At 34.7% G+C, this 16172-nt stretch carries 19 protein-coding genes; 2 read left to right on the top strand and 17 right to left on the bottom strand.

Annotation, left to right across the window (positions count from 1 at the left end; translation table 11 throughout):
* Positions 1–306, bottom strand: coding sequence for a hypothetical protein (locus C825_RS13595; RefSeq protein WP_228100076.1), 306 nt, complete (start codon positions 304–306; stop codon positions 1–3).
* Between the two features lie 12 nt (positions 307–318).
* Complete coding sequence (locus C825_RS13590) at positions 319–501, bottom strand: hypothetical protein (protein WP_010802854.1); 183 nt, start codon at positions 499–501, stop codon at positions 319–321.
* A gap of 92 nt (positions 502–593) precedes the next feature.
* Between C825_RS13590 and C825_RS13585 the strand changes: the two genes are divergently transcribed.
* Together C825_RS13585 and C825_RS13580 are read left to right on the top strand one after the other, a co-directional pair.
* Positions 594–908 carry a hypothetical protein gene (locus tag C825_RS13585; protein ID WP_010802853.1) on the top strand — a complete coding sequence of 105 codons (315 nt, stop codon included), beginning with the start codon at positions 594–596 and terminating at the stop codon, positions 906–908.
* The gene (locus C825_RS13580) at positions 905–1177 is read left to right on the top strand and encodes a hypothetical protein (RefSeq protein ID WP_010802852.1); all 273 of its coding nucleotides are present in this window, start codon (positions 905–907) and stop codon (positions 1175–1177) included. The genes C825_RS13585 and C825_RS13580 overlap by 4 nt, the downstream gene beginning before the upstream one ends.
* An 80-nt stretch (positions 1178–1257) precedes the next feature.
* Here the strand turns inward: C825_RS13580 and C825_RS13575 are convergent, their stop codons facing one another.
* From C825_RS13575 to C825_RS13510, 15 genes are all read right to left on the bottom strand, one after another.
* Positions 1258–1746 carry a DUF6169 family protein gene (locus tag C825_RS13575; RefSeq protein ID WP_010802851.1) on the bottom strand — a complete coding sequence of 163 codons (489 nt, stop codon included), beginning with the start codon at positions 1744–1746 and terminating at the stop codon, positions 1258–1260.
* A 34-nt stretch (positions 1747–1780) separates the two neighbouring features.
* A complete protein-coding gene (locus C825_RS13570) occupies positions 1781–1945 on the bottom strand; it encodes a hypothetical protein (protein WP_007656094.1) in 165 nt (54 codons plus the stop codon).
* A gap of 82 nt (positions 1946–2027) precedes the next feature.
* Positions 2028–3254, bottom strand: a complete 1227-nt coding sequence (locus C825_RS13565) for a glycosyltransferase family 4 protein (RefSeq protein ID WP_010802850.1) — start codon at positions 3252–3254, stop codon at positions 2028–2030.
* A gap of 15 nt (positions 3255–3269) precedes the next feature.
* Positions 3270–3398, bottom strand: coding sequence for a hypothetical protein (locus C825_RS27630; protein WP_010802849.1), 129 nt, complete (start codon positions 3396–3398; stop codon positions 3270–3272).
* Positions 3399–3491: 93 nt separating this feature from the next.
* Positions 3492–4040, bottom strand: a complete 549-nt coding sequence (locus C825_RS13560) for a WcaF family extracellular polysaccharide biosynthesis acetyltransferase (RefSeq protein WP_010802848.1) — start codon at positions 4038–4040, stop codon at positions 3492–3494.
* A gap of 127 nt (positions 4041–4167) precedes the next feature.
* Positions 4168–5298, bottom strand: a complete 1131-nt coding sequence (locus tag C825_RS13555) for a glycosyltransferase (protein ID WP_010802847.1) — start codon at positions 5296–5298, stop codon at positions 4168–4170.
* On the bottom strand, positions 5298–6644 hold the full coding sequence (locus tag C825_RS13550; protein ID WP_010802846.1) for a phenylacetate--CoA ligase family protein: 1347 nt from the start codon (positions 6642–6644) through the stop codon (positions 5298–5300). The genes C825_RS13555 and C825_RS13550 overlap by 1 nt, the downstream gene beginning before the upstream one ends.
* Positions 6645–6655: 11 nt before the next feature.
* Positions 6656–7543: an FkbM family methyltransferase gene (locus C825_RS13545; protein ID WP_010802845.1), complete on the bottom strand. Its 888-nt coding sequence runs from the start codon at positions 7541–7543 to the stop codon at positions 6656–6658.
* A 1-nt stretch (position 7544) separates the two neighbouring features.
* Positions 7545–8579: a glycosyltransferase family 4 protein gene (locus tag C825_RS13540; protein WP_010802844.1), complete on the bottom strand. Its 1035-nt coding sequence runs from the start codon at positions 8577–8579 to the stop codon at positions 7545–7547.
* A gap of 40 nt (positions 8580–8619) precedes the next feature.
* On the bottom strand, positions 8620–9762 hold the full coding sequence (locus C825_RS13535; RefSeq protein WP_010802843.1) for an O-antigen ligase family protein: 1143 nt from the start codon (positions 9760–9762) through the stop codon (positions 8620–8622).
* Between the two features lie 8 nt (positions 9763–9770).
* Positions 9771–10832, bottom strand: coding sequence for a glycosyltransferase family 2 protein (locus tag C825_RS13530; RefSeq protein WP_010802842.1), 1062 nt, complete (start codon positions 10830–10832; stop codon positions 9771–9773).
* A gap of 3 nt (positions 10833–10835) precedes the next feature.
* Entirely contained in the window at positions 10836–11969 is a 1134-nt protein-coding gene (locus C825_RS13525) for a glycosyltransferase family 4 protein (protein WP_010802841.1), read from the bottom strand.
* Entirely contained in the window at positions 11947–13245 is a 1299-nt protein-coding gene (locus tag C825_RS13520) for a lipopolysaccharide biosynthesis protein (RefSeq protein ID WP_044214370.1), read from the bottom strand. The genes C825_RS13525 and C825_RS13520 overlap by 23 nt, the downstream gene beginning before the upstream one ends.
* Positions 13246–13525: 280 nt before the next feature.
* On the bottom strand, positions 13526–14515 hold the full coding sequence (locus C825_RS13515; RefSeq protein WP_010802839.1) for a UDP-glucuronic acid decarboxylase family protein: 990 nt from the start codon (positions 14513–14515) through the stop codon (positions 13526–13528).
* The gene (locus tag C825_RS13510; protein ID WP_010802838.1) at positions 14512–15828 is read right to left on the bottom strand and encodes a UDP-glucose dehydrogenase family protein; all 1317 of its coding nucleotides are present in this window, start codon (positions 15826–15828) and stop codon (positions 14512–14514) included. Before C825_RS13510 ends, C825_RS13515 begins: the two co-directional genes overlap by 4 nt.
* Positions 15829–16172 lie beyond the last annotated feature (344 nt).

Here is a 16172-nt window from a genome sequence, read left to right as displayed (position 1 = left end):
TTATTCTTTATACAAATAGCTATGACAAGCATCGTGGACATAAACAAATGATTCATCATTTTCATCCTGATAGATTTGAAATGCGAAATGAAAATTTTCAATGATACATTCCTTGTAACCATTTTGTTTCCATTTCAACTTCAGACGAGCTGTATTACAACATGTTGCATATTTACCTAGATCATTCACCTTGTCATAAATACGCAGCATCTTCTTGGCTACAGTTTCTTCATCAAGAGTAATGTGCAAATGTTTAGATGCTTCATAAAAGTCCATGATAACTTCATGGACCTGATCGCTAATCATCACATCCATATATTACTTATTTTGGAAGTCTTTATGAATTCGTTCCAACATAAGTCTTCTGGATTCTTCTAACGGCATTCCATGTTTAAGAGCTTCGGCTCTTGACATATAAGGATAAGATGTGCGATACTCCACTTCCGATTCCTTAACCGAAGAGGTTTCATCTTGAATTGAGTATTCTTTCAATTTTTTCATAAGACAATACTTTTTATTTGGTTATTTGACAAAGGTACGATAATTCCATTAATCTGTGATCATTAATTTTCAATTTATAATTTTCAATTAACATGAAAACTCTTGAAACCATTTTCAACTTCCTCACCAGCCTTGCCCGGATCATCTTTCCCCGCAGGCAAAAGTCGGCAGCCGGTGACTGCCCTTGTCCCCATCCCTACCCTCGTCCTCTTTCTGATGGCGATCACCCTACTGTCTCTGCTGATGGAGCAGACAGAAGTGACGCTGACAACTATCGGAGCGATACTCTCGCTCTCCACCAGGGCGACTGGGGAACCAAACAACGTGTCGAACCCATAGACATTGCCGGTTACAGCCTGATGGCTGCGGGACTGATCGGCGGTCTGTACAAATTATTCACGGCATGAGTTACAAAGAAAATTACCAACGTATGATCCGCCGCAACAAAGCGACCGGATATGCTATCTATGACTGTCTGTTGAAGGCTTACCGAAAACATGCCGAAAGCATGGATGTCTCCGGCATTACCGACCGGGATATCTCCCGGATCAGTGAGATGCTATTGGTGAGCGAACGCTGGATACGTCATATCTTATGTAAATATCATCTGTTTTTCGTTATCATCGACCAGTATTATCCGGAAGAGGACTGGAAAGATGAAGAGACGGAAGTTTGATCGTTTAAAGTCTGTTATCTTCTCTGATATGGAGGGGTAACAGACTTTTTGTGTATTAGTTAATCTGAAGCAAAACGTTTTTATTTTGAATTTTTTTTCTGAAAATCGATAAATGTTTCTTGCATGATTTTTAACGAAGGATGATCTTTCCTACAAATAAATGATGCATAATAGGAACAAGTTCCACCTACATTTATTACTAAATCTTCTTTATGATATGCTTTACTCCCATATATATGATACCATTTAGAAAACAACAGATTCCTTCCACACTGCCGGTCATCTTGTGCATCACAAATAAAAAGCAACACATTATTCTTATCTGTAAAAAAAGATCTTAGAATAGATAATATCGTTAAACTGATTTTTTCATCATATGAGGATTTTCTTTTATCATCTTCATATAAGAAAAACTGATATGCACCAGGAAAATTGTAATCTTCAATAAACGATACAGTATAATGCAACGTATTATCCGTTGTGAATTTTATACTTTTATTATCAGATGAAGCATATACAAAATAAGGTGCGGACAAATTAATGTCATCAAGATTAATTATAGAATACATTACAATTAAGGTTTATGGTTTGATTTTTAACGGCTTATTTAACTTTCATCAATTTCATACCTCTATTCTCCAGAGTTGAAAAAGATTCTTTCTTTTGGACGCATTCTTTCCATGCTTCCTTATCCTCCAACATCTTTTTTGTTGCACTCAGCAGTTCCTCTGGAGACATCTTAATTAATTTTTCGAATGGATTATTCATATTCTTATTTGTTTTGATTACTGCAAAGGAACAAAGAAATAATTGAATATCAAAAAAGAAAGAGAAGAAAAAAATCAAGATATCATAAATCCTCTACCGACTCTACCGACCGTATCATCTGATCTAATAATACATCAGGATGAAAATGCTGTTCGGCAAAAGTTTTGTTACACAATCCGATTGCGTTCTTTTGACTTTCTGAAAGTTCGGCAAAAGCTAAAAGTCTTTCCGCCAACAGTTCCGATTCTTCATGACAGACAGCCATGTTTCCTTTACAGACATTCAGGATATCACTGATATGCGACTTCTCCGGACCAATATAGAGAATCGGTTTGCCGATAAACATAGCCCCATAGACCTTATTCGGATGCGTATATCCGACACATCCCTCTCCCAACGAAACAACCTGGATATCGGCCGAACCCAACGACAAATGAATCCGTTCACGCGGCTGGTAAGGAAGGATCATGACATTATCCAATCCATACTCTTCCTTATATTCGCGGACTTCCTGTAAACGTACTCCGCCACCGATATGAACAAAGAGGAAACGCTTGTCATCACTCAGCCGGACAGCAGTCTCCAACAAAGTCGTCAACGGATGCATCACCGAATGATTACCGGAATACATGATCACGATACGGTCACCGAAACCATTCTCCTGACGGAACGGGTTATCCTCCCGCTTCCCTTCATACACCGACTCCATCACCGGCCAGACCGGAATCACATCGATCCCTTTCCTGTCCGAATGAAGACGACGGCAAATATGCTCCTTCATATACTTATCCAACACGATTATCCTGTCCGCATGTCGAAAAATATAATCCCCCCGCTTCTGAATCGTCTGTGCCATCGAAGAACCCTCTTTCATATATCCGGCCACTACAGAGAGTTCCGGTTGCAGATCCATCGTCCAATAGACAAAACGCATCTTTTTCATCCGCGCAATCTTGATCCCGATATACGAAAGCAAAGGCGGACTGGTCAGACCAATCATCACATCGCACGATTTGCGGCCAATGAAAAGTAATTTCCAGGCAATCAGAAAATTGAAACTAAGAAAATCAACCAGCCGCCCAAGTTTCGTTCGCTTGCCGAATCCTGTGTTCGGCAGACGGTGAATATGAACCCGCTCACAGCACTCACGAGCCGGGTAGATAATCTCCGGATGTTCGTAATTGTGACGGCTGGTGATGATGGTTACCTCATGCCCACGGGTTGATAATAATTTTAATAAATCATATAAATGTTGAGCAACAGCTACATTGTCAGGCCAGTAAACCTGAGAGATACAATATATCTTCATTTCAAATAATATCCACTATTCTACCTGTCCGAATTCCGGATATTTCAAGTCGACACCTTTCACCCAATAGCCCCCTTTTCTGAGGCACTTCACCATATGGCTACCGATAAATTCACCGGCGCCACAGACTAATGCTGTTTTCATTTTTGAATTAGAATTAAATAAATTGATTTAATGTAGAAAATAACCATCTCCACAACCTATATCTAAAAGGTGAATAAATGATTTTTGATTACATTAATTGATATTTCTATTTCGAATCTTAACTGCTGGTATACCTTGATAAATAGCATATTCTTCCAAGTTTCTATTGGCAACAGAACCGACTGTTAATATTGCTCCTTCATTAAATATAATACCGGAACAAACTATACTACGAGCTCCAACCCAAGCTCCTTTCTTTATTATGATTTTACCAATCATCAAATCAAATGTTTCTTTTTTATAATTATGATTCCCACAAAGTAACATTACTCCTTGTGAAATACAAACATTGTCTTCTATCACAACATCAGCTAAATTATCAATCCATACACTTTCTCCTATCCAAACATTACTACCCACAAATAATCGCCATGGATATTTTATATTTACAGAAGGCTTTATACATACTTTTTTTCCTATTTTCGCTCCAAATAGTCGTAGTAAAAAAACTTTCAAAGAAGAAAATGGATTCAAAGGACATTGAAAGAATACTACATTGACTATAAACCAAAGCGTCCTTTTGACAAGACCAGCTCCTGGATCATACCAAGAGTTATCATATTTAGATAGATTTGTTTTCATTGAGTAATTTCCGGTTGTATAAACCAATATATATGTAACCAGATGAAAAACGGAATCTTTTCTTTCTTGAGTGGATAATTCCCCAATAATCCGATGTATACTGATGGCTCGGTAAACTCGGATTCAGTTATTTCAAATAAACAAACTCCGGCTTCTCGCCTCCATACAGTATCCACTCATACAATCGCTTCAGCTTTCCGGCAACCATCTCTACGGAATAATTCTCCTGAATCAGATGTTTCCCCCGCTCACCCATTGCGATCCTTTCGGCTTCGGAAGTATTCAAGGCCTCCCTAATCGTAGCCGCCAAAGTATCCACATCATTATCCACCCACCAACCGCAACGATGCGTATTCAGCTCTTCCCAGGGTGTACCTTTGGAGGCGATAACAGGGATGCCTTTTACCAATGCCTCTGTAACAATATTCCCAAAATTCTCAAAATCACTGGGAACAACTAAATAGGAAAGTGATTTCAATGCTTTCTCTTTCTCTTCACCACTTAAAAAGCCGGTAAAAATCATACGATCCAAATGTAAGCGTTTGGCTTCTTCCCGTAAGAACTGTATATACGCGGCATCTCCATCACCGATAACCAGAATCTCTAGATTCTTATCCTGCAAAGCATCTAAAGCATAAAAAATCCGTTCTACCCGTTTACGAGGATGGATACGTCCTAAATAGCCTATCCGCAATCCGTCAGGTAGAATAATATTATCCTGAAGGCCTGAAGTCCGAATCGGATTAGGTATAACAGCAACAGGTGCATAAATACCCATATTTCGTAAATGTTCCATCTCTTCCATACAAGTAGCATGCAAGCATGCCGCCCTTTGCAGATCAGATTTCAAGTATAACCACAACGATAATTTCTTTATCCATGCAGACTTCTCAAAACACTGCGGATACAGCATGCCCCGCAAAGTAATCACATAGGGTTTATTTTCTTTTCTTGCCCACGAAGCCGTACAGACAGACGGATATTGCCATATCCCTTGAATATGATACAAATCAGCCGATTCATCTTCCAATGCCTTACGAAAAGAGGATGAATAGGCAAACCGCCTCTCTTTAGGACGTGCAACCAAGTAGATAAACGAAGAAGAATCTATCAAACGGTCCTTTCTTTTATCTACATCGTATGTCAAAACAACAGAAGAAAGCCCAACTGACCTTTCTCCTTGCACAGACAACAATGTGCTTAAAGCCGGACCACCGAATAATACGCCCATGGATGGGATTGAGTGTAGGATCTTCATTATTTATTCAAATTCAAGGCTACTTTACTAATTATATATCTGTTTTTACCTCGATCATCTTCTATTTTATCAACGCACTTTATAATAATTGGTATTTCATTTTTAGATTTCGACAATAATATATTCTTAATTGTTTGGATTACATTCTCAATTTCAGATTGTTGTTCCTTATCAATAACAATATCAATTATTACAGAGTAATCTGATTTTTGCAAAATTCTGAAATTTTGCACATAGTCAGTATAATCATCAAAAATCGAGGTAAGATAAATGCTTTCAAGAATAATACCTGAGGGAGTCCATACAGAATCAGAAGTCCTGCCTGTTATTAATTCCAATAAAGGATAAGGTAATCCACAAGAACATTTTTCCAACATATATTTACTCTTATCCCCTAATCTATATTTTATTAACGGAAAAGCTCTACTTTCTAGATTTGTAACTAAAATTTCACCATATTTGCCTGCTTCCAAAAGTCTATCCTCTTGGTCCACTATGTCAACATGGATAAAGTCGGAATTAATATGAAGACCATTACATAATGGACATTGAATCGCTATGTTTGCTACTTCATTACACCCATATTGATCCATTACTTTACACTGAAAGGCCTTCTCTATTTTTTTACGGACAAAATCTAATAAAGGAGCAGATGTAGACCAAACCATACGAACAGAATTTATTTGAATGTTATTTGCAAGAATATAATCGGCCACTTTTTCTATACCTCCAACATATCCCACAATCCATTTAGTATGCTGTGATATTAGAGTATCCACAAATACTCTAATATCTTCTTCCATCATGGAAGAAGCATTTAAATATGCCCTGCGAGTAGGCCACCACATACAGCGATTTATCAATTTGCTTAAAAAAGTGGATGGCACGGAACGATGTATAATTCCAACATGATCAGCTGGAGAAACTCCCCACCAACGAAAAGCACGCCAACCCAATATTTCAAAATGAAAACGTTTGTCTATATAGACTTTCAAAGGCATTCCTGTAGATCCTCCTGTGGTTGCAATTCCAACTTGTTTTTGGGAAATACTACTATCTTTTATCTCTTCACGAAATGTCCTAACATCTTTCTTTTCCAATATTGGAACTATATCCCAATCAGCCTCTTTTTGTAACATGGATGGATTAAAGTGATGATCATCATAAAAGTGTTTATAGAAAAGGGAATGGTTATAAGCATGCATTACAATAGCCTTTCTCTTCATCCAATTGATATTGTTCAATTCTTCATCAGATAATATATCCGACAATATAGCTCTCTTATATTGTCGCATTGCAGCTTTTCTAAACAGATTGTTCTTTAACCAAAATAATGCATCTTCCATAAGTATGATATTTATATTTCCAAACCTAAAACCTTAAATGCATCAGATACCCTTATTCTATTCTTTACAAAATCCACATCCCGAATATAAATCGTATTACTTTCGTCCGAATATGCATTTAGTTCTGTCAATTGGCGAGTGAACGGCTCATACGCATAAGGACGAAAACCTGCTGTTATAAACATAGCATGTATGTCTGCATCTTTGTAGCCATATCGTGCACCCGATCCGTTCAATTCTATAATGACTGCTTTCAAATCCGGATTATTCAACGTATTCTTACCACCAAGCAAAACCTCTGTTTCAAATCCTTCCACATCTATTTTAATCAATAAAGGACAAGTACAACTTTTCAGGATTCCATCTAACGTCTGTACAGAAACCTCGGTTGTATCTTTTTCTCCATCAACTGCTACATGATTTACTGTATCCTGAGTATTAGTAAATAATAACGTTGAATGTTTACTTCCCAGACCTATATTAAGAGCTTCTACGCGATCTTCCATCCGATTGACAGCTATATTATTCTTCAAATGTTCGTAGGTAGATGGAATCGGTTCTATCGCAATACTACGACACCTGATCGCTCCTGAAGCAAGAATCGTATAACTACCGATATTAGAGCCGATATCCATAAACATATCTTCATCACGCAACAAATGCAAAAGGAATGACATATCTTCAAAATCATGCAGACCGGCATACAAATTTCCGGTAGCCCCAGTCATTCCTCGTTTTACGATCAACTTCACCCCATTTACCCAAGGTAAAATTATTGGATAGGGATTTATACGGACATTTAGCTGCCATTGCAAAAAGCGTTTTAGGGCTTTTTGCTTATTACCTCTGTTCAGAGGTTGTCGAATAATCCAACGGATTACAGTAAGGAGTCTATTCATATTATATTACGCTTAATAATGTTTGTGCTACAATCTCTGGATTAATGCGTCTGGATAATTCACGACTTTTGTATGACATGCGTATCAAATCTTCGTCGGAGGTAGTAATCAATAATTGAATCGCCTCACGAATGGATGAGATATTTCCCGGAGTAAACAAACGCCCGTTATAATTATCCAATACAAAATAAGGAACTGCCCCACAACAATTGGAAGCAAGAATAGGTAATCCGCCCGCAGCAGCTTCATGCAGGACCAAAGCCCATGGCTCGAAGATAGAAGGAAGGATAAAAGCTCCGGAGTTTTGCATTTCGGTCGCTAATTGTTCTTGTGACATAAAATCTTTGATCTCCACATCCGGAAAACCATTCAAGGTATCACGTAATGGGCCGTTCCCTACTAAAGTAAGCGTCCAACCTTTTCTATCCGGAATAGATTTCCACGCATCAAGAAGAAAAGATAAACCTTTAACGTCAACAAAACGTCCGATAAATAAAAGTTTATGAGGATAATGATATTGCTTTAAGTTAATATCAACAGACATAAATGTTGATACATCAGCCGATAAATTATGCATAAGAATATGATTAGTATCAAATCCTAATTTACGAGCATATTCATACTGCCAAATACCGGACACAAAAATATGGCTAAACCAACGCCTATGTCTAAAAGGAGAAAAGAAAACATTCAACCATTGCTTTCCCCCCCGCCACTGGGTATCGCTCCCTACGACAACCGGTATATCATGTTCCTTTCGATATAAACCGACTACTCTGCAATATAATTTATCAATCCAACCCGAAACCCAAATCAAATCAGGCTTTATTTCTCGCACTTTGTGAAGTAAAGAATGTACATTTGCAAATGTATTACGATCATAATAATTCACATTCGGTAATTCGGAAGGAACATAGGGGGTATTACATTTCGTCCATCTGACTATATGGACAGTACAACCCATCTGTATTAGTTCCTTTACTACAATAAGATTGTAAGGCATGAATGCGGAATAGAGTATTAAGATTGTTTTCATTCAATTGTCATTCAATTTAAACTACATGATTTTTAATTATTTATTTCACATATTTTGAAATCCCAATACATAACCAAAGATAAACAAAGCAAAAGGCCCCAGAAGATAAAACATAGCCTTCAGTCCCCATATGCAATGCACAATAAGACAATATTCCTAATACAAACAAATTTAACGCTCCATTGGAAGAAGTATGAAGTACATACCATATAGGTTTAAAGATCATAATTGAAAACAGTACAAGTCCCACAATACCCATCGTTGATAATACAAAAAGCCATGAAGATCCGGGTTCTACCACTCCATCATCTGAAAATTTACTATAAAACATATTGCTCATAGAAGCAAATCCAACACCATAAAAAGGGCTCTCTTGGAAGTCTGCCAATCTATCCAACCACATAATATCTCTACCACTTAATGCACTACCTCCCTCTGAACGAGCTATATGTTTTTCCAATATATTCTGAGAAAATTTAATCCACAAAGGAGTAGATATAAATATAATTATAATAAAAACATACAAATCCTTAAATATAGACATAACTTTATTCTTGTAATGAACATAAATCATAAGAAACAAAGAAATTATAATAGAAACAAATGCAGTTCTTGATGCACTAATCAGACAAACTAAAAGACTAATTAATATTAGGAATAGATATTTAATTTTATCTATCTTTTGTTTTGAAAACAAGTAATTAACAAAACAGATTATTGTAGACACACCAGACATATAGCCCAGTAATAAAGAATGATTAACCAATCCATTAAATCCACTTCTACCAGTAAAACTAGAAATAGACAATAAATATCCAATAAACGATATGACTACCACATATACAATTACTAAATTCATAAGATTGATTAAACGAAATTTATAACTATATAAAAAAGAGGAATTTAAGAAGGGAGAAATCGAAGATACCACAACAACAAAACTTAACAAACGTTCTTCTGCTTTAAACATAGGAGAAACGTTATTTAGCACTAATGAAACTATTGCCCAAAAGATAAAATATAGCATTGTTCTATCTATTTTTATACCACCTTTCAATATAGATATAATAAATACAAATAAAAAGTATGAATAATATAAATAAACAGGAAATTCAATCTCAATAAATATATTCCTTGAAAAAACAATTATAGTTATAATAGATACTATTAATCGTATCATCATAATATCATCTATTTTATTAAATTAGAGCGTATTTTGTAATACAATAATCTAAAATAATATCTCAATCTAAACAAATTCATAAACACAATATCAAACATATATGGTGAAAAATTTCTTACAGAATACAAATAAATAGACTCAATAAAACTCTTCGATTTAATCGTATTTGAAATAGAAAATTCACCTCCATATATTTCTTTATTGATAATAAGCAATCTATTTTGTTTATCATTCAAATAAGGAGAATTTTGTTTATAAATATTTAGTGTTATTGCAAGCCCACTTAAGCTTCTTAACCTTAAAATGTATTCGTCATATAATCGACCTTTAAGATTAAAATAATCAAAAAACATATTCCAGGAATTTATCATCTTATCATATACACATCCAAGTCTAGAATAATAAGAAGATAAAAGAGTAAAACTGTCACGGCGCATATAATGATAAAACAAGCCACTAGACACATATATTGATTTTGCACATTTGAAAGCTTTAAGATTAAAAAACAAATCTTCCATAGGTACTAAATTTTCAACGCACAATGAATTATTGGACAGCAAAGACGATTTATATATTTTATTCCACATATAATTAGAAATATTCTTTTTGGACAATTTCCAAAACAATTCTCCTATATTATCATTTTCAACATATAATCTATCAATTGATTTATATTCAGCAATACGATTTTCATTTACAAATTCTGTACAAACACCACAAACTACTATATCGGCATTGTACAAACAAGCTTTCTCATACATGCTTTCCAACATTGTGGACTCAATCCAATCGTCAGAATCAATAAATGACAAATACTCTCCTTTTGCTAATTTTATTCCTGCATTTCTAGTATCACTCAATCCTCCATTGGGTTTGTGAACAACTAATATTCTATCATCTTTTAATGCATATCTATCAGCTATCACACTTGATTTATCTGTAGATCCATCATCTATCAAAATTATTTCAATATCATGAATTGTTTGAGTAATAATACTTATAATACATCTTTCCAAATATAATTCAACATTATAAATAGGAACAATAACAGAAATCAAAGGTTTTTTCATAATTTAACAATTCTTAAATAGATGTTCAATAAACGTTGAGTATCTTCTACCATATGCTTCCCAAGAAATATTATCTAATTGATCTCTATTAAGCACTTTATTTAATGAACAAAATATTAAAGCTTTTGATACTTCTTCTTCTAAAGCTGCTAACGAAAAATCTTTCATCTCAAATATCCATTCCTTTAAATCTGTTACTTCTCCAATATCCTTCCCTCCTGTAAATTTAGAACACACAACAGGTAATCCACATGCAATAGCCTGAGGTTGAACTAAAGCTAAACCTTCTTCTCGAGAAGGTAGAACGAATATTTTTGCTTTAGCATAGTACTTTATTAAAGTATTTTGATCTACAGCTTCAATATGCTTCATATTTGCACTTTCAGGAAATTGCATATCCATAATTTTTCCTATATGCAAAAATGAATAGTTTTGTTTTAAGCATAATTGTTGTATAAGATCACATCCTTTTCTATAGCACCAGCTACCCGTCATTATTATATCAAATTCTTTTTTTGAAAATTTCAAAGGATAGAATTTTGATAAATCAACACCATAAGGATTATAGAACAATTTATTGAAAGGATAATTATTTTCTAGATATGTTTGTTTAACAATCTTTGAAGGAACTAATATATAATCACATTCTTTATATTGATTCAATTCATCTTCTAAATCTGATTTTTTAATACAATATCTTTTATCATTTGGCATTTTCTTCGAGATTAGATAATTCTCTAATAGTTTTTTTTGATTTAATATATGAGTAGAACCTGATTCTAATAATCTAAATTTAGATTTCTTTTTCGCAACACGAAAACATCTCTTCTTATGAATATTAACATCTGAAATATAAATATCACTATTACGCATATATAAAGATACAAAGTAATCAAAAACAGAATTCATTACTTTCATTCCAAATACAGGAAACATTTTACTTAACAAAATAAAAGGGGTCATTATCCAAAATATTGACTTACTAGATTCTTTTTTTAATCCAAACTTCTTCATTCGCTTATATGGGACTGCAGTATAAAAAGCAACTTCATATCCTTGCTTTTCTAACTCTCTAGCAACATCCAATAACCATCTTCTCCCCAAAGATACAACATTAATTTTTATATTCTTTTCCATAAATCACTTTCTTTATTTTCCCTATTACATAATATAATATTATTATCTCCATCAATAATTGACTATAAGGTAATATATCAATATACTTATATTTAGTCAAAACTATATATGCAAGTAATTGTGTTACTATAGATAAACTAACAAATAATAATCCTAATACAACATGATTATTTGTAGATTCCAAAACAACACTTCCTGACTCCCACAAAGAATGAACAATTATGATTAATACAAATGAAAGCATTAACGATGCATCAAATACAACGCTATTATGTAACCACATAGAATATATCCAATCACCGTAAAAAAACAAAACAATACTAACTAATATGGCAAAAAATGTTGATATGACAGCTGATGTTTTATATAATTTATTCATTTCCTTACTATCCCCTCGACCAAAAGCGATCGTAAATTCAGGCCATATAGCATGTTTAATTGTCTTCAAAAGAGTTGCTATAAAATTAGACAAAGTCCGTGTTGTTGTATAAAGTATTACAGCATTAGGTCCAAAAAAATAATTTACAATTAAATTAGAACCTTGTATTAAAACTGAATAACTAACCGGAATAGACATAAACGAAACAGAAGGAATTATTAATTGTTTAAACAAAGACCAATCATAATATTTCTTATTAATAGAGAATTGAATAAAACTCTTTGCCAATTTATATTTATACAACAAAAGAAATAACCCTGGCAATAAATACAATGAAACCATAAAATAGATTGACACATTACAGCTAACGCAAAAAATAATTATCAAAACTTCAATCAATCTGGAAGTAATTGATATAAATGTAGCTATATGATATTTTGATTTAGCACGAAATAAAGAATCTAAAATAGCTCCATACATTGATATATAGACATATATCAAAAATGAAACAAATATAAAATTAGCCAAAGATCTATTCATTTCCGACAAATGCAACAGTATTGGTAAATCAATAATTGATAACACAATAACACTTATAATCAATGAAAATATAAATACAAGAGAAACTAACAAAACATTATTAACTATAAGTGAATTACACTTCTTTATATTATTATTTAGGTATTCAATTGAATATACATTTTGTGTAACAGTACTCAATCCAATATTTGTTATCGAAAAGAAAGCTGTTAACGATGTTATCACAATCCAATCACTGTATAAAGATTTCCCCCAATAATTAATATATAATGGTACCAATAATATTTGAAATACGAGATTAACAACTACACCATAAACATTAGCAAATAAATTCTTTATTATCAGAACGTTCATCATCTAATTCATTTATTTCATCTAATCCACAACAATACAGAATTCAAACCTCAAAATCTGAAACTACTTTAGTTATGGCATTTACGCACATATCAACATACACAATATCCAAATAGGTATTCATTCAGTGGATAGAATATATAAATTAAACCTGCAATGTATTAACCAGATTTAAAGCAAAATTAATTTTTATAGAAGTTCCTATATTTACAAAACTTGTTTGCTTAGCAATGATTTTGAAAGCCGGGATATTAGCTCTGACTTCATATCCGAACTCAAATTTTTAAGAATATTCCAATAGGTATCCATATTTAGGAATATTCATTTTTCCTTTTAACGTAAACTTTTTTCCCACAAAATACCCAATCGTCCTCCTTAGCCCTTCCTCCAATCGTATTGTAGGCTGCCAATCCAATTTCTCTTTAGCCAATGCTATATCCGGCTTCCGTTGTTTCGGATCATCACCAGGTAGAGGGCAATAAACAATCTTTGATTTTGAATTTGTTAATTCAATCACTTTTTCTGCCAGTTCCAACATTGTAAACTCTCCAGGATTTCCCAGATTTACCGGGCCTATAAAATCATTTCCGGTAGCCATCATGCGAATCATCCCTTCTATCAAATCATCCACATACTGAAAACTACGGGTTTGAAGGCCATCTCCATAGATTGTTATGTCCACTCCATGCAATGCTTGCATGATGAAATTAGAGACAACCCGTCCATCATTCGGATTCATATTTGGGCCATATGTATTAAATATCCGAATGATTTTAATCCGTACACCATTCTGTCGATGATAATCCATAAATAGTGTCTCGGCTGCGCGTTTACCCTCATCGTAACAACTGCGGATACCGATCGGGTTCACATTTCCCCAATAAGATTCAACCTGTGGATGAATAGCCGGATCGCCATACACTTCACTGGTCGATGCCTGGAGAATCTTTGCTTTCGTTCGTTTAGCCAATCCCAACATATTCATTGCTCCGTAAACGGAGGTTTTCATTGTCTTAATTGCATTATACTGATAATGGGGAGGTGATGCTGGACATGCCAAGTTATAGATCTCATCGACCTCGGCATAATAGGGGGATGTTACATCGTGACGAACCAACTCAAAATTATCATACTGCAACAGGTGACGAATATTATCCTTACTGCCGGTAAAATAATTATCCAGACAAATCACATCGTTACCTTTTTTCACCAAACGTTCACATAGATGGGAACCGATAAAACCGGCTCCGCCCGTTATTAATATTCGTTTCATTTCCGTCCGATTCTGGAATAAACAAAATATTCATCTTCTATTTCTTTCATATCATAAATATTTCGCCCATCAATCATAATATTTCCCCGCATCAATCTCTTTATACACTTCCAACTAGGTAAACGAAACTGTTTCCATTCAGTTATTAGCATTAAAGCATCTGCATCAACTACTACATCATACATATCCTTTGCATATTCCACCTGATTTCCTATTCGACGTTTACATTCATCCATAGCGATCGGATCGTATACCTTTACTATCGCTCCGGCTTTTATCAGTTTATCAATAACCACTAATGCCGGAGCTTCACGCATATCATCCGTATCCGGTTTAAATGCCAATCCCCAAATAGCAACGATCTTGCCTTTCAGCTCATTATTGAAGAGTTTGTTTACTCTTTCAAAAACAATACTTTTCTGAGTTTCATTCACTTCTTCTACAGCTTCTATAACACGCATCGTATAACCGTTCTCTTTTCCGGTATGTAGCAATGCTTTCACATCTTTTGGAAAACAACTGCCACCATAACCACAGCCGGCATACAAAAAATGTTTTCCGATCCGGGTATCGCTTCCAATGCCTTTACGGACACATTCCACATCAGCACCAACTCTTTCACACAGGTTAGCGATATCATTCATAAAACTGATACGGGTAGCCAGCATAGCATTAGCTGCATATTTCGTCATCTCCGCTGAAGGAATATCCATAAATAAAATAGGATAACCATTCAATACAAAAGGTCTGTATAAACGTTCCATCAGTTTACGGGCATGGTCACTTTCAATACCAACAACCACCCGGTCAGGTGCCATAAAATCCTTAATGGCTGCTCCTTCTTTCAGAAACTCAGGATTGGATGCCACGTCAAAGGGAATAGCCACTCCACGCTTATCCAGTTCTTCCTGAATGACGGCTTTTACTTTTTGAGCCGTTCCGACCGGAACAGTGCTCTTTGTTACAAGCAGCGTATATTTATTAATAGAACGCCCTACAGTACGCGCTACATCCAGGACATATCTCAGATCGGCACTTCCATCTTCATCCGGAGGAGTTCCGACAGCACTGAAAACAATAGATACATTATCCAGGCAAGCGGTCAGATCAGTCGTAAAATGTAAACGACCGGCTTCCACATTCTTCAGGACCAGGCTTTCCAAACCGGGTTCATAGATAGGCATTACACCTCCCTGCAAAGCTTTTATCTTTGCTTCATTTATGTCCACACAGGTGACATCTACTCCCATTTCAGAGAAGCAGGTTCCCGTGACCAGGCCTACGTAGCCTGTTCCTACAATTGCTATATTCATTATTGTTTGATTACAATGGGAATATCAGGAATTGATATTCCTTGGAAAACTTATTTATATAATCGTAAATAGTCTGCTATCACTTTACGTATACGGTCAGAGGACTGGTTGGAGTTTGCTATCGACAAAAGGTATATTGTCTCCTTATAGATCAAATAATAAATTATATTTTGCTTACAAATCAGATAACGAACCTCTAAAGTTTCAGTAGAAAATATATCATCATGAATACCCAAGTTAGGAAACTTAGTTAAGGTTTCAATATATCCCATTATATCAGTATATACACGTTAGGATACACGGCTTCCAAAATCAGTCTCTACATATTCTAATATAGAGAAAAG

This window comes from Parabacteroides sp. ASF519, from assembly GCF_000364265.2.
In the GTDB taxonomy this organism is placed as follows: domain Bacteria; phylum Bacteroidota; class Bacteroidia; order Bacteroidales; family Tannerellaceae; genus Parabacteroides; species Parabacteroides goldsteinii.
This window is presented reverse-complemented; position numbering and strand designations above follow the sequence as displayed.

What these genes read in the sequence shown, in the direction of transcription:
- C825_RS13580 (WP_010802852.1), top strand. Translation starts at nt 905, where the DNA reads ATGAGTTACAAAGAAAATTACCAACGTATGATCCGCCGCAACAAAGCG.
- C825_RS13550 (WP_010802846.1), bottom strand. Translation starts at nt 6,644, where the DNA reads ATGGAAGATGCATTATTTTGGTTAAAGAACAATCTGTTTAGAAAAGCT.
- C825_RS13515 (WP_010802839.1), bottom strand. Translation starts at nt 14,515, where the DNA reads ATGAAACGAATATTAATAACGGGCGGAGCCGGTTTTATCGGTTCCCAT.
- C825_RS13545 (WP_010802845.1), bottom strand. Translation starts at nt 7,543, where the DNA reads ATGAATAGACTCCTTACTGTAATCCGTTGGATTATTCGACAACCTCTG.
- C825_RS13560 (WP_010802848.1), bottom strand. Translation starts at nt 4,040, where the DNA reads ATGAAAACAAATCTATCTAAATATGATAACTCTTGGTATGATCCAGGA.
- C825_RS13595 (WP_228100076.1), bottom strand. Translation starts at nt 306, where the DNA reads ATGATTAGCGATCAGGTCCATGAAGTTATCATGGACTTTTATGAAGCA.
- C825_RS13575 (WP_010802851.1), bottom strand. Translation starts at nt 1,746, where the DNA reads ATGTATTCTATAATTAATCTTGATGACATTAATTTGTCCGCACCTTAT.
- C825_RS13520 (WP_044214370.1), bottom strand. Translation starts at nt 13,245, where the DNA reads ATGATGAACGTTCTGATAATAAAGAATTTATTTGCTAATGTTTATGGT.
- C825_RS13525 (WP_010802841.1), bottom strand. Translation starts at nt 11,969, where the DNA reads ATGGAAAAGAATATAAAAATTAATGTTGTATCTTTGGGGAGAAGATGG.
- C825_RS27630 (WP_010802849.1), bottom strand. Translation starts at nt 3,398, where the DNA reads ATGAAAACAGCATTAGTCTGTGGCGCCGGTGAATTTATCGGTAGCCAT.
- C825_RS13540 (WP_010802844.1), bottom strand. Translation starts at nt 8,579, where the DNA reads ATGAAAACAATCTTAATACTCTATTCCGCATTCATGCCTTACAATCTT.
- C825_RS13585 (WP_010802853.1), top strand. Translation starts at nt 594, where the DNA reads ATGAAAACTCTTGAAACCATTTTCAACTTCCTCACCAGCCTTGCCCGG.
- C825_RS13590 (WP_010802854.1), bottom strand. Translation starts at nt 501, where the DNA reads ATGAAAAAATTGAAAGAATACTCAATTCAAGATGAAACCTCTTCGGTT.
- C825_RS13535 (WP_010802843.1), bottom strand. Translation starts at nt 9,762, where the DNA reads ATGATGATACGATTAATAGTATCTATTATAACTATAATTGTTTTTTCA.
- C825_RS13570 (WP_007656094.1), bottom strand. Translation starts at nt 1,945, where the DNA reads ATGAATAATCCATTCGAAAAATTAATTAAGATGTCTCCAGAGGAACTG.
- C825_RS13555 (WP_010802847.1), bottom strand. Translation starts at nt 5,298, where the DNA reads ATGAAGATCCTACACTCAATCCCATCCATGGGCGTATTATTCGGTGGT.
- C825_RS13565 (WP_010802850.1), bottom strand. Translation starts at nt 3,254, where the DNA reads ATGAAGATATATTGTATCTCTCAGGTTTACTGGCCTGACAATGTAGCT.
- C825_RS13510 (WP_010802838.1), bottom strand. Translation starts at nt 15,828, where the DNA reads ATGAATATAGCAATTGTAGGAACAGGCTACGTAGGCCTGGTCACGGGA.
- C825_RS13530 (WP_010802842.1), bottom strand. Translation starts at nt 10,832, where the DNA reads ATGAAAAAACCTTTGATTTCTGTTATTGTTCCTATTTATAATGTTGAA.